This is a genomic window from Deltaproteobacteria bacterium, from assembly GCA_019912665.1.
Lineage (GTDB): Bacteria > Desulfobacterota > GWC2-55-46 > GWC2-55-46 > GWC2-55-46 > UBA5799.
Window position 1 is genome coordinate 26,295 of the sequence record JAIOIE010000007.1, and the last position, 13,282, is coordinate 39,576.

Below are 13,282 nucleotides of genomic sequence, written 5' to 3' on the forward strand. Positions count from 1 at the left end.
AAAGCTAATTATCTCACAGCAGCATCCCCGCTATCGTCGCGGTCGTAAAGCTCGCGAGCACACCGGCGGCGAGGGCCTTGAAGCTCAAGCGCGCTATCTCCTTTTTCCTCTCCGGCGCTATCGACCCTATGCCGCCGATGAGGATGGCTATCGACCCGAAGTTCGCGAAGCTGCATAGCGCGTAGGTTGCAATCGCGATCGAGCGCGGCTGTAGAGCCCCGGCCTCTATCATCCCCTGCATCCGCTGATAGGAGATGAATTCATTGAAGACTATCTTTATGCCGAGAAGCTCCCCCACCTTGAAGCAGTCCTCCAACGGCACGCCCATCAAGAAGGCGAAGGGCGTAAACACATAGCCCGAAATCTCCTCGAACGACGTCCCGGCGAGGCCGAGGAAGTGGTTGGCCATGCCGATGAGGGCCACGAAGGCCAGGAGCATGGCCCCGATGGTGGCGGCAAGCTTCACCCCTTCGGATGCTCCGTTTGCGGCGGCTTCTATTATGTTCGAGTTCCCGCTCCGGAAAAGAACGGCATTCCCTTCGACCTCCGCCCCGCCCTTTTCCATCTCCGGCAGCATGAGTTTCGCCATTACCAGGGCAGCGGGCGCGCTCATTACCGACGCGGCGAGAAGATGCCCCGCGCTTGCGCCGAAGCTCGCGTAGACCGCCATGACGCTCCCGGCTATCGTGGACATGAAGGCGGTCATGACCGCGAACACTTCCGAAGCGGACATGCGCCGGAAGTATTCCCTTGCCCCTGAGACAGCCTCTATGCCCATGAAAACGAAAACCGAGGCCATGAACGCCTCTATGCCGGAGGCCTTCATGGTCCGCTCCATGACCCAGGCCATGCCCGCGACTATGAGCTGGATGACCCTCAGGTAATAGAGTATGCCCATGAGGGAGGATACGAAGATTATGACCGGGAGCACCTTGAAGGCGAGGACCGCTCCGATGTTGAGGTCGGTTGTGAGGCTCCCGAATAGGAAGCGCGAGCCGATGTCCGTGAAGTCGAGGACGCTCGTCATTACTATCCGGGCGAAGTCGAATACCAAAAGGCCCGGCCCGGTCTTGAGTATGAGGACGGCAAAAAGGGCCTGAAGCCCCACGCCCCAGACGACGAGCCTCCAGCTTATCGACTTGCGTGAACTGCTCAAGCCCCAAGCTATCAGAAGGAATACAAAAAGCCCTGCAAGGCCAAGAAGCTTCTCCAAACGCGGCTACTCCCCGATTATCTTTACAAGCACCCTTTTTCTCCGCCTGCCGTCGAACTCGCCGTAGAATATCTGTTCCCAGGTGCCGAAGTCAAGCCTGCCGCCAGTTACGGCGACCACGACCTCGCGGCCCATTACCGTCCTCTTGAGATGAGCGTCAGCATTGTCCTCGCCCGTGTCGTTGTGCCTGTAGCCGGAGACGGGCTCGTGCGGGGCGAGCTTCTCAAGCCACTTCCTGAAATCATTATGCAATCCGCTTTCGTCGTCGTTTATGAATACGGACGAGGTGATGTGCATGGAATTCACGAGCACGAGGCCTTCGCTTACGCCGCTCTCCTTGAGGCACTCCTCGACTTTCGGGGTGATATTCACGAAGCCGACCCTCTCCGGGATATTGAAATAAAGCTCTTTCCTGTATGATTTCATCCGCGCCCCCTCCCGTAGAAAAGAATGGTCAAAACTTTAAAACCGAATACCTAAAACAGCCCTGCCTCCTTGTGTTTCGCGGCTATTTCCCCGGCAAGCCTTTCTATCTCGTCGAAATCCGCTGCCCTGGGCTTGCCCTTTACGAGCACCGGGGCAAGCATCTCGGCCTTGAGGTTCCCTATATGCGAGGTTATCTGTTCGGGCATCCTGCCGGCCCAGCCGAACGAGCCGATGATGGTGGCGAACCTGAGCTTGGGCCGTAGCGCGTTAACGAGGAAAGCGGCAGAGACCGCGAGCGGGTGCGCGCCGCCGAGGACAGTCGGGGAGCCGATGACGATTGTAGCCGCATCCACGAGCGCGATGGCGAGCTTCCCAAGGTCCGCGTGCGCGAGGTTAAAGACCTCGACCTCCACGCCCTTTCTCCAGAGGGCCTCGGAGAGCGCCTCCGCAAGCTCCTCGGTGGAGCCGTGCATGGTAGCGAAGGCGATGACAGCGCTGTTCCTCACCTTGTCCGAGACCCATTCCGCGTGCGAAGCCATGATGCACCGGGGGTCTTTATACACAGGGCCGTGGCTCGGGGCTATGGTCTTTATGTCGTATTTCACAAAACGCTCAAGATGCTTCTTTATGGTCGGCCTGAAGGGCATCATGACCTCGGAAAAGTACCTCTTCGAGGCCTCGCAGACCTTCTCTTCGTCTCCGATATATATGCCTGAGAATGAGAGGTGCGAGCCGAAAAGGTCGCAGCTGAAGAGTATGCCGTCTTCTTCGAGGTAAGTCGATATGGTCTCGGGCCAGTGCACCCAGGGCGTGTATATGAACTCGAGCGTCTTACCGCCAAGGGAGAGCTTCTCGCCGTCCGCTACGGTCTTCACGCGGCCTTCGGGTATGTGGAGGTGGTCGATGAGGAGGTCCCTGCCCTTGGGGCTCGCGACCACAACCGCATCCTTATATTTATCGAGCACGGCAGGCAGGGCGCCGGAGTGGTCCTGCTCCGCATGATGCGCGACTATGTAATCTATCTTCCCGATTTTTTCGAGCCTGGCCATGAGCTCGTGAGTCTTCGAGGGGTCGACCGTGTCGAGGAGGGCTGTCTTTTCTGTGCCGGTAACTATATAGGCGTTATAGCTCGTTCCGTCCGGGAGCGGTATGAGTGAGTCGAAGAGCCGCCGGTCCCTGTCGACAGCCCCGGCCCAAAAGACCCCTTCGGTTATCTTCCTGGGTTCCATCGGTCCTCCTTCAGTTACGGTTCCGGTACAGTTCCGGTCTTTGGGATACATATCACAGGGGCTGGTTTTTTTCAACGCACCGGGCTAAAGCGCCCGCTTGAAGATCAAGAGGCCGGACGAGATGGATACGGCCGCGAACACGGCAAGGAAGATTATGTCGTACTGCACTGCGGCGAGCCCCGCGCCTTTGAAAAGGAGCGCCCGGATAGCGTGGACCGAGTAGGTCTCGGGGTTCACCATCGCGAAGGCCCGGAGCCACCCCGGGAAGCTCTCGACCGGGTATATGGCGCCGCTCGGGAAAAAGAGTATGACGTTAAGAAAGCCGCCGAGCACGCCGACTATCCTCGGGTGGTTTATCCGGCCCATTATCATGAACATCAGCCCCTGGAGCCCGAGCGTCGATAGGACTATGACGGACATGAGGAGAAATAGCGAGCCCGGCGACAGCATGCGCCAGAGATAGATGCCCGAGATAAGCGACCCGAGGAAGAGGACCAGCAGGGCGAGTATGGTCGTTATGAGAAGCCCGCTCGCGATAAGGCCCATGACGATGTCCCTCTTGGTAAGCGGCGTGAGGAAATAGCTCTCCTCGATGCCGAGGAACTTGTCCATGACCATGTTGAACGCGCCGGTAGTCATAGCGCCGAGGAATATGGCCATTATGACGACTCCCGGGAGGAGCGACTGGTCGTAGTCGACCTTCCTGTATAGCTCCATGTCCCGGAGCACGGCGCGCGACCTCTCCTCACGTATGGGGATGAACTCTTCTCCAAGTGAAGGGAGGGCGGCGGATATGGCCGCGCGTATGGCATTGGCGGATATCGCCTCGGTATTATCTAGGTAGAGGCCGAGCTCTGGCCCGGACCCTCTTATGGACTTCCTCGTAAAGTCCGGGGGTATCACCAGCACTCCCTTATAGTCCCCTTCCCTCAGCCCCCGCATGGCCTCGCCCTGGTCCGGGACCATTCTCATCTCGATGGTCGCAGGCCCTGCCTCTATCGAGCGCAGCATGTCCATGACGCTCTCGGCCCGGGGCCCGTTGTCCTGGTCGACAACCGCGAGGGGCAGGCGCTTGAGCTCGCCCTGGAAGGAATGGCCTAGGACCAGTAGATAGATTATGGGCATAAGGAGGCTCATGGCCACGACGAGCGGGTTTCTTATGAACTTCCTCAAGTCCCTTTCGAATATCGCGATGAACCGGCTCAAGACCTTACCTCCCCCACTTGGACGGGATGCCCGCGCCGAGGAGGATACTCACCTTTTTTGCTTCCTCCTCCCGGATGGGCCTTCCGGTGTAGTGGATGAAGACGTCCTCAAGGGTCTGCTCCTTCAGCGTAACCCTCGAAACCCTGCCGCCCATGGCCTTAAGCGCGTCCACGGCCTCGGGGATTATCTCAGCGCCCTTGTCCGATGAAAGGATGATGCTCTCTCCGCTATAATCCGCTGATGCCGCGCCGGGGATCGCCTTCACGCGCTCGGCCGCCTTTTCCATGTCCACCCCGGTCACCGCAAGCTCGACCCTGTCCTTCTGTGGGATGGCCTGCTTAAGACCCGGCACGGTATCGAGCGCGACGATCTTCCCGTAGTCGATTATGGCAACGTGGTCGCAAAGCGTCTCCGCCTCTTCCATGTAGTGGGTCGTAAGGAGTATGGTGAGCCTGTCCGCCTTCCTGAAGGCATTAAGGAGCTCCCAGACCACGTGCCTGGACTGCGGGTCGAGCCCGATCGTCGGCTCATCGAGTATGAGTATGGAAGGCCTGTGGACAAGCCCCCTCGCTATCTCGAGCCTCCGCCTCATGCCGCCCGAATAGGTCGCAACGAGGTCGCCTGCCCTCTCCCGCAAGCCGACCATGGACAGGAGCTCATCCGCCCTTTCCTTCCGCTCGGCTTTAGGTATACCGTAGAACCGGGCGTATATGTCCATCGTCTCGTAGCCGGTAAGGTCGAGGTCGCTCGTCATGGCCTGCGGCACGACACCTGTCTCCCCCCTTACCGCCGAAGGCTCATGGACCACGTCCTTGCCCATGACCCTGGCCGAGCCGGAAGTGGGCCTTATGAGGGTGGTGAGTATCCGTATAAGGGTAGTCTTCCCCGCGCCGTTCGGGCCGAGAAGGCCGAAGAAGTCTCCCTCCGGTATCGTGAGGCTCACGCTGTCGAGAGCCTTGACTTCCCCGTAGCTCTTTGAAAGGTCCCTTGTCTCTACTGCGGCGCTCATCTATCCGCCCCGTCGAAATAAATCCTGGCGACGACGGTCATGCCCGGCTTGAGCAAACCGCCTGTATCGCCCAGTGCTATCCTGACCCTGAAGGTCTTTATATCGAGGCGTCCCCTGGTCACGTCCCTCTGGGTCGCGAAACCTCCGAGCTGGCCTATTTCGACTACCTCGCCCGCAAAGGTCCTTTCGCCGCCTATGGGTGTTACCTCTGCCCTGCTGCCGACCGTTATCTCCTGTATGCCTGTCTCGGGTATATCCACCCTGGCCCAGATATCATCCGGATCGAAAATCGTATATATCACCTCGCCTGGGTTCACGTATTCCCCTGCCTCGAAAGCCTTGTACGATATTATCCCGCTTATGGGCGAAACTATCACCGCGTCTTCAAGGCGCGCTTCAAGCGCCCGCACCTCTGCCTCGGCCTGGCCGAGCCTCGCCCTGGAAGCTGCTATCCTGCTCTCCGCGGCCCTTATGCGCACCGCCGCGTTCCGAAGGTTCGCCTCCGCGCTCCTATGCCTCGACCTTGCGCTCTCAAGGAGGGCCCGGCTCGAATCGTATGCGGCCCTCGCGGCGTCCAGGTCCCTCTTGGAGACGAAGCCTTCGTTAAAAAGCCCCTCGGTCCTTTCGAAGTTCTCCCTCGCCTCCTCGAATCGCGCGCTTGCGGCCTCGGCTTCGGCCCGGAGCGCCTCGACCTCATGCGCAGCAGCCTCCCTCTCGACTCGCGCGTTCTCGAGCGCGGCCCTGGCCTCTTCTATGGCCTCCCTCTCCGCGGCTGCGGCGGCCCTGCCTTCCTCCACCCTTGCCGAAAGCTCCCTTTCATCGAGCCTCACCGCTTCCGCATCCTTCTCTATCCGCTCTCCCTCCCTGCAGCAGAGCCGGTCGATGCGCCCTGGTATTTTAGGCACAAGCTCGACTTCGGTCGCTTCAGCCACCCCTGCCGTTTCAATGAACCCCGGAGGCGCCTGGGGTCTCAGATAAAAGAAATACGCGGCTAGAACGGCGGCGAGGACCGCTACAAATATCGCCAGGGGCTTGAGTCCCTTTACAGCCATTTACATAACTCCCTGATTTTTCTGTAAGCTTAACAGAATAAGCCTGATATTACCACGCGCCAAAGCATGGAGAAGACGGCGGCAAAGGAACAGGAATCCTCCGGGACCGGCAGGAAAGGGAAAAGAGCTGTGTAGGTTTAAGGGAGGACGATAAAAGGAAAGTATTCGCCGGCATGCATAAAAAAACCGGCGGTGAAGCCGCTTTCCCTTGAATATGGATGAACTGATCGGAGCTTTTTCGAAGAGCTGGACCCCTCTCCTTTATTCTTTTACCTTCTCGGCGTTTGCCACGATCATGCCGCCGATCTCTATGCCGCCCTCCTGCGCGGCCTTGACCGATGCCTCGTCCCAGTCCTGGCCGTCCTGCCTCCAGACGGCGTTGAAGACCATGCGCTCGCCGTCCGCGAGCATCTCAAGCGGCGGCCTCTTGGTCTTGTATCTCGGCACGAAAAGGAGGCTCTTGAAGACGGACTCGCCTGATTTTATCGGCTGGCAGCCTGCCACGAACCAGTGCTCGGTCAGGATCTCGACCGTCTTCGCGCCTGCTATCATGTCAGCGGCCCTGGGCATCGCTTCTACCTCCCTTGAGCCGCTCAATCCATCCACAACCGTTACGGTAAACCTGTTTGTCCCGTCGCCCGAGTCGAAACCCCGCGGCTCGCCGACCTGGATCGCCAATTTCATTCGCCACTCCTATGCTTTTAATCCTTTCATGATATAACACCGGACGTTCAGGTGGCAATGAAAAAACTAGCTGAAGCCGCCCAGCGCGGCTTTGACCTTTACAATGTACTTTTCGCCGCTTACCGGGAGGTTCCCCCTGTAATACCGTGCTATGCCCTCCTCGAAGCCCCAGCGCCTTATGTTCTCGGCAAGTATCCGGCACCCGACGTTTATGTTATTGTCTATGTCGAAGAGCGTGCCGTGGACCCCGAGCTCCCTTTTCCAGAACGGCATCACCTGCATTAGCCCCTGCGCCCCCTTGCTGCTCACCGCAAAGGGGTTGGCGCTGGACTCGACCTTGATTATCGCGGCGACAAGGCCGGGCTCAAGCCCGTACCGGCTGCTGTAGCGGAGCACCGCCCTCCCTATCTCGCTTGCCTCCCTTTCGGTAAGGGACGGGTTCATTGCCGCAATCAAGCCCTGCCAGTACGCCCGGTCCGCCTCAAATTGCCCTTGGGGGCTATATAGCCCTGCAAACGCCTCATCAAACGGCGCGCGTCCTCCGTTCCCGAAAAAGGCCGCGTTAGCCACAAGCCAGAACGGCAAAAAAACGGCGAGACAGAAAAAGAAAGAGGTATATTTGCCTGAGTGCCTCCTTCGGATGATACCCTCTCCCCTTAGCTCCATCGGCCAATCCTCCTTTCTAGAAGCAGAGCTAAAAAGACTCTTCCATGCAGCGAGCCGCGCACCATGCCTCAAAAAGCGGGTTTCATTCGGCTCATAAAGTATAGCCGGGGTTTTCCGTTTCTGCACAAGGACAGTACAGGAGGGCTTGCGCCGTCAGGCCTTCCTGCTATCCTTTTGTTGTGACCGGACGGAGGTATTGAATGGGCAAATGGACCATATCGGCCGTTTTGGCCGCCCTCCTGGCCTCTGCGGCTGTGGAGGCGGAGATAAGCCGTATCGGGGCAGCGGAGCCGCGGTATTCCTTCAGCGTGAAAACCGCTATGGATACTGTCTCCCGCTGGCCCGACGCGTCAAGGGAAGCTGCAATGGAGATGATCGGGAAGTACGGGGCCCCTGACGGCATTACAGGGGAGGTCGTTTATTGGAGAAATAGGGGCGAATGGCTTGAGATAATAATCAGAAAAAATGGGGCGCCTCATAATTTCCCGGTGCCCCACGAGGACGTGCTCGAGCAGGTCGTGGCCTATGAGGTCCCTCCGGGCAGGCACAACGACCTCGCCGTATTTAACGGGAGTGTGGTCGCCGAGCGCACGCGGGGGACCCTATCGGCTCGCTGCCGGAGCGAGGCCATGAACTATGTCGCCCTGAACCTCGCGCATGAAATCATAACTGAGAGCATTACCATTGAGGCCGCAAGAGAGAGTTTCGCCGCGATAATCCGCGACCATATGGAGGGGAAAATGCACCGGTATGCGCGCGGCCTGCAATTCAGGCTGGAAAGGCCTGACGAGACGGGCGATACGGACTTCGCTTTTTAAAAAGGTGCGCTGATGCGGCGGTCAAGCCACCTAGCCATCAGCATAATCAGTGCGCCCCGCCGTTCAGAAACCGTCCCACGAGCGCCATCATTTCCCGGGCCTTGTACGGCTTCGAGATGACGCCGGAGAAGCCGAACTTGCCGTAATCCGACATGACCGGGTCGTCGGAGTAGCCGCTTGAGACTATCACCTTCGCGGCGGGGTCTATTTCGAGGACGCGGCGGACGGCTTCCTTCCCGCCCATGCCCGCAGGGATGGTAAGGTCCATTATGACGAGGTCGAAGCCCCTGCCCTCTGACCTGGCCTCATCGAAAAGAGCAACCGCCTCGGCCCCGTCCTTTGTTAATTCCACCTCGCATTCCATGCTCTTCAGCATCTCCCCCAGGGCTTCCCTTATGGTCTCGTCGTCGTCCATGACCAATACCCTGCCATTATGCGAAGCCGGCAGGCATTGGTCCCTCAGCGCGCACGCGTCGGCTGACGCCGGGAGATAGACGGAGAAGACCGAACCCTTTCCGGGTGTGGACTCCACCTCTATGAACCCGCCGTGATTCTTTACGACCGAATAGGCCGCGGCAAGGCCGAGCCCGCTCCCCTCTTCCTTGGTGGTATAATACGGGTCGAAGACCTTTTCAAGGTCCGACTCCGGTATCCCTCCGCCGCTATCTTCCACGCGTATGCACACATGCGGCGAGCCGACCGGACGGCCCCTGGCGGAAGAGGCATTGAACGCGCTCACTTTTATCAAGCCCCCGGATGGCATTGCCTCATCGGCGTTGACGATTATATTCTGAAGGGCCTGGGAGAGCATTCCCTCGTCCGCCTCGACCGGCAGGAGGCCGGGCTCAATCGAAAACTCGCATTTCGATTTGGATCCAGCGGTAACGAACGAACACCAGTCGGCTATTACGTTTTCAAGGTACAGTATGCTCTTTACCGGGGCCCCTCCCTTTGCGAACGTAAGGAACTGGCGCACCAGCCGCTTGGCCTCATTACAGGCCTTCTCCGCCTCCCTGAGCCGCCCCGAAACCTTCTCGTCGGCCCCGTAGAAAAGCGCGAGCGAGACGTTGCCGATTATCCCTGTGAGCAGGTTATTGAAATCGTGCGCTATGCCGCCCGCTAGCCTGCCGAGGGATTCGAGCTTCTGCGCCTTTATGAACTCGGCCTCAAGCCCTTTCCTCAATGTGATGTCCTTGACCGTAGCGCAGTAGTTTAGGATATTGCCCTCCGGGTCCCTTATTAAGAAAGGGCTTATGATGACGGGAAACAGGCTTCCGTCCTTCCTCCTGAAAACGAACTCATAATCGCCATCCTTCCCGGCTTTCATATCCGAAAAGGCCGCCTCTATCCTGGTTATCTCCTCCTCGGGCCAGTAAGGCATCGGGGCCTTTCTCCCGGCAAGCTCCTCTTTCTTATAGCCGAGCATCTCGAAAAAAGCCGGATTCCCGTCCACGAACCTCCGTTCGCCGTCGAACATGCTGAAGCCGTCGTGCATGGCCTTAATAAGGCTCTCCGTGCGGTTCTTGCTGTCGATAAGGGCCCGCTCGTACTCGACCCTCTCGGTTATGTCCTTGAAAATGCCGAGTATGCGTCCGCCCTCGCCGAATGAGAGCGGGGCCGCGCTTATCTGGACCTGTACTATGGAACCGTCCTTCCTTATGACCTCCCCGTCGTAGTCCGCGGCCCTGCCTTTCGCCGAGTGGGCGGCGAACTTGCGCCTGTATTCATCGGCCTTTTCAGCGGGATGGAGCCTCGACTGGTGCATGCCGAGAAGCTCTTCCCTCGTCCAGCCGGTAAGGACCTCGGCTTCCTTATTGGCATCGACAAGAAAGCCTGTCTCCATGTCGGCCAGGAAGGCGGCGTCATTTAAGTTCTCGAAGAGGTGCCTGTATTTCTCCTCCGAGACCCGGAGCCGCTCCTCGGCCATCCTGTAATCGGTTATGTCCCTGGCCATTACGACCGCCCCTGCTATTGCCCCGTCGTAATCAAGATAAGGATAGTAGGTGACGTTCATGAACCTGCGGCCGGCCTCCCGAAAGGTGAACCATGCCCTGTAATTTACGACCTCTCCGGCAAAACAGCGGTCCAGGTAGTCTTTTACGAAATTTTTGAATACGGTCTCACCCAGGAGCTCGGGGACCTTGCGGCCGACGATCTCCTCCCTCTTCTTTCCATGGGCTTTCAGGTATGCGTAACTTACAATCAGGTATTCGTAATTCCTGCCGACTATCGAGATATGGTCTGGGGAAGGAGAGATGAACCGCTCGTAAAACTTGAGGAATTCCTGTGCCATACGGCTTCTCCTGATGGCTTTTGAAAAGGATGGGCGCCACAGGTTCAAACATTTACACACCCTGGGCGGCGCCATACCCGGGCAGGAAGCATTCCCATCCGGCACTGGAATTATATCACAACCGTAACCACCCTGTCATCCGCTTAAAGGCGGGCGGCGCAGCCCTCCCGGACTTCGGCTATAATCGCAAATAGGTAAAAATGCCAGAAGACATATCGAAAATCAGGATAGACAAGACTATCGGGAAAAGGGGTTACCGAAGACGGAGCAGGAGGCCTTTTTACTGGGGGGCCGCCCTTATGCTCCTCTTTCTCGCCGCCTATTTAATATTCCGCGCCCTGAGCGAGATATCGGTAAGGGCGGCGGAGGTCTCCATTACATACCCCTCAGAGGGCCTCACGGTACTTAACGCGAGCGGCTATGTCGCCGCCGAACGGAAAGCCGCGCTCTCCTCGAAAATAACCGGCAGGCTCGTCTGGCTCGGGGTCGAGGAAGGGAGCGCGGTCAAAAAGGGGCAGATCGTCGCGCGCCTCGAAAGCTCCGACCTTGAGGCCGCGCTCGACGAGGCCAGGGCTTCTCTCAGGGCCTCCAGGGACAATATGGAGGCGGCAAGGGCCGAGTTCGAGGACGCAAGGAACGACTTCCGTAGGAAAAAGGAGCTTATGGAGATGGAGTTCATTGCACGGAGCGTCTTCGAGGCCGCCGATGCCCGGCTTAAGAAGGCGGAGGCCTCTTTCGAGGCGGCCAGGGCCGGTGTCAAGGCCGCCGAAGCGACAGAGCGGGGCGCCAGCGCCTCGCTCGGCTTTACCGAAATAAGGGCCCCGTTCAGCGGGGTCGTTCTCACCAAGAACGCAGACATAGGCGACATCGTCACCCCGATCGGCGCGGCGGCCGATGCCAAGGCGGCTGTAGTGACGGTCGCGGACATGGATACGCTCTATGTCGAGGCTGACATCTCGGAAGCGAATATTGGGAAAGTATACGCGGGGATGCCGTGTGAAATTCAGCTCGATTCATTACCTGACGAAAGGAAGAGAGGGACCGTACACATGATCGTGCCGACAGCCGACAGGACCAAGGCCTCTGTCATGGTCAAGGTCAGGTTCCTGGACGGCACGGAAATGGTGCTCCCGGAGATGAGCGCTAAAGTGGCCTTCCTGTCAAGGGCCCCTGCCCCTGAAGAAAACGAGCCGCGCCCGACAGTGCCCGGACAGTCGGTCGTCTCGGAGGAGGGACGCGATTTTGTTTTCCTCATCGAGGGCGGAAGGGCGAGGAAAAAGGAGGTAAGTACAGGGGAAAAGATAGGAGAGGCCGTGGAGGTATCCGGGGTGGAGCCCGGGACAAGAATTGTCCTCTCGCCTTCCGAGGATCTGCAGGACGGCTCGAGGATAGAGATCATACAGGAATAATGGCAGGAATAATGGAAAGCGCGCTTGTGAGCATACGAGGGATAAACAAGTCTTACACGCGGGGCAGCCGCGTGATACCCGTGCTCCGCGATATTAATCTCGATATTGAAAAGGCCGGCTTCATGGCGCTCATGGGCCCTTCGGGCTCGGGAAAGAGCACCCTCCTTAACCTCATAGCCGGAATAGACCGGCCCGACAGCGGCACAATCGAGATAGGCGGCATAGAGACCACCTACCTTACCGAGGCCGAGCTCGCCTCCTGGCGCTCGGACCACGTTGGCTTCATATTCCAGTTCTATAACCTCATGCCGGTCCTTACCGCCATCGAAAACGTCGAGCTTCCGCTCCTACTGAAAGACATGCCGCGAAAAGAGCGGCGAGAGAGGGCCGGGACGCTCCTTGGGCTCGTGGGCCTTTCGGAGCGCCTGGACCATTACCCCGGCGAATTATCTGGCGGGGAGCAGCAGAGGGTCGCCATATCGAGGGCAATGGTCACGGACCCTACCATACTCGTCGCCGACGAGCCTACCGGCGACCTGGACATGGAATCCGCGGAAGAGGTGCTGCACCTTATGGAGCGGCTCAACAAGGAATTCGGTAAGACCATCATACTCGTCACGCACGACCCGAGGGCCGCCGGGAAGGCGCGCACCGTAAGACGCCTCGAAAAGGGCTACCTTAATGCCGGTACTCCTTAAGGTGCTCATAAGAAACGCCTTCCGCCACAGGCTCCGCACCATGCTCACCATCCTCGGCATGGCGGTCGCGATACTCTCCTTCGGTCTCCTCCGGACGGTCGTGGACGCCTGGTACGCCGGGGTAGAGGCCTCGGCCGCGAACAGGCTCATAACCCGTAACGCCATCTCCCTTTCCTTTTCGCTGCCCCTTTCCTATTACGAAAAGATACGGCAGGTCGAGGGGGTAGTGAAGCTCTCATACGGCAACTGGTTCGGAGGCGTGTACGGGGACGAGCGGAAATTCTTCGCAAACTTCGCGGTGCAGGCGGAAAGCTACCTCGATATCGCGACTGAATTCGTCCTCAACCCCGAGGAGAAGAACGCGTATCTAAAGGACAGGAAAGGCGCGATAGCCGGACGGAAGCTTGCTGAAAGGTTCGGCTGGGAACCCGGCGATATCATCACCCTGACAGGCACCGTCTTCCCTGGAGACTGGGAATTTACGATCAAGGGCATTTACAGGGGCCGGGACGATACCGTCGACGAGAGCCTTTTCTTTTTTCATTGGGAATACCTGAACGAGACCCTTGAGTCTGTCTC

Annotated in this window: 13 protein-coding genes; 4 read left to right on the plus strand and 9 right to left on the minus strand. The window is 58.5% G+C overall.

The annotated features are described in order from the left end of the window. Positions 1 to 13: 13 nt before the first annotated feature. The 8 genes from K8I01_02565 to K8I01_02600 form a co-directional block, all read right to left on the minus strand. Complete coding sequence (locus tag K8I01_02565) at positions 14 to 1,213, minus strand: NupC/NupG family nucleoside CNT transporter (GenBank protein ID MBZ0219308.1); 1,200 nt, start codon at positions 1,211 to 1,213, stop codon at positions 14 to 16. 6 nt (positions 1,214 to 1,219) lie between these two features. Continuing rightward, positions 1,220 to 1,639 (minus strand): secondary thiamine-phosphate synthase enzyme YjbQ, encoded by a 420-nt coding sequence (locus K8I01_02570; protein MBZ0219309.1) that lies wholly within the window; start codon positions 1,637 to 1,639, stop codon positions 1,220 to 1,222. A 50-nt stretch (positions 1,640 to 1,689) separates the two neighbouring features. Then, positions 1,690 to 2,868 carry an FprA family A-type flavoprotein gene (locus K8I01_02575; GenBank protein MBZ0219310.1) on the minus strand — a complete coding sequence of 393 codons (1,179 nt, stop codon included), beginning with the start codon at positions 2,866 to 2,868 and terminating at the stop codon, positions 1,690 to 1,692. An 84-nt stretch (positions 2,869 to 2,952) separates the two neighbouring features. Further along, the gene (locus K8I01_02580; protein MBZ0219311.1) at positions 2,953 to 4,074 is read right to left on the minus strand and encodes an ABC transporter permease; all 1,122 of its coding nucleotides are present in this window, start codon (positions 4,072 to 4,074) and stop codon (positions 2,953 to 2,955) included. Positions 4,075 to 4,078: 4 nt separating this feature from the next. After that, on the minus strand, positions 4,079 to 5,083 hold the full coding sequence (locus K8I01_02585) for an ATP-binding cassette domain-containing protein (GenBank protein ID MBZ0219312.1): 1,005 nt from the start codon (positions 5,081 to 5,083) through the stop codon (positions 4,079 to 4,081). After that, positions 5,080 to 6,135, minus strand: coding sequence for an efflux RND transporter periplasmic adaptor subunit (locus tag K8I01_02590; protein MBZ0219313.1), 1,056 nt, complete (start codon positions 6,133 to 6,135; stop codon positions 5,080 to 5,082). Before K8I01_02590 ends, K8I01_02585 begins: the two co-directional genes overlap by 4 nt. 261 nt (positions 6,136 to 6,396) lie before the next feature. Beyond that, on the minus strand, positions 6,397 to 6,819 hold the full coding sequence (locus K8I01_02595; protein ID MBZ0219314.1) for a hypothetical protein: 423 nt from the start codon (positions 6,817 to 6,819) through the stop codon (positions 6,397 to 6,399). 66 nt (positions 6,820 to 6,885) lie between these two features. Then, on the minus strand, positions 6,886 to 7,485 hold the full coding sequence (locus K8I01_02600) for a lytic transglycosylase domain-containing protein (protein ID MBZ0219315.1): 600 nt from the start codon (positions 7,483 to 7,485) through the stop codon (positions 6,886 to 6,888). 200 nt (positions 7,486 to 7,685) lie between these two features. Between K8I01_02600 and K8I01_02605 the strand changes: the two genes are divergently transcribed. Further along, entirely contained in the window at positions 7,686 to 8,303 is a 618-nt protein-coding gene (locus tag K8I01_02605) for a hypothetical protein (protein ID MBZ0219316.1), read from the plus strand. 46 nt (positions 8,304 to 8,349) lie between these two features. On the opposite strand, the gene K8I01_02610 is transcribed toward K8I01_02605, so the two are convergent. Continuing rightward, positions 8,350 to 10,596 (minus strand): PAS domain S-box protein, encoded by a 2,247-nt coding sequence (locus K8I01_02610; GenBank protein ID MBZ0219317.1) that lies wholly within the window; start codon positions 10,594 to 10,596, stop codon positions 8,350 to 8,352. 200 nt (positions 10,597 to 10,796) lie between these two features. On the opposite strand from K8I01_02610, the gene K8I01_02615 reads away from it, so the two are divergent. The 3 genes from K8I01_02615 to K8I01_02625 form a co-directional block, all read left to right on the plus strand. Continuing rightward, the gene (locus K8I01_02615) at positions 10,797 to 12,005 is read left to right on the plus strand and encodes an efflux RND transporter periplasmic adaptor subunit (GenBank protein MBZ0219318.1); all 1,209 of its coding nucleotides are present in this window, start codon (positions 10,797 to 10,799) and stop codon (positions 12,003 to 12,005) included. Next, positions 12,005 to 12,703: an ABC transporter ATP-binding protein gene (locus K8I01_02620; GenBank protein ID MBZ0219319.1), complete on the plus strand. Its 699-nt coding sequence runs from the start codon at positions 12,005 to 12,007 to the stop codon at positions 12,701 to 12,703. Before K8I01_02615 ends, K8I01_02620 begins: the two co-directional genes overlap by 1 nt. Further along, the coding region (locus K8I01_02625) for an ABC transporter permease (protein MBZ0219320.1) at positions 12,687 to 13,282 on the plus strand (596 nt) is incomplete at its 3' end. The genes K8I01_02620 and K8I01_02625, both read left to right, overlap by 17 nt.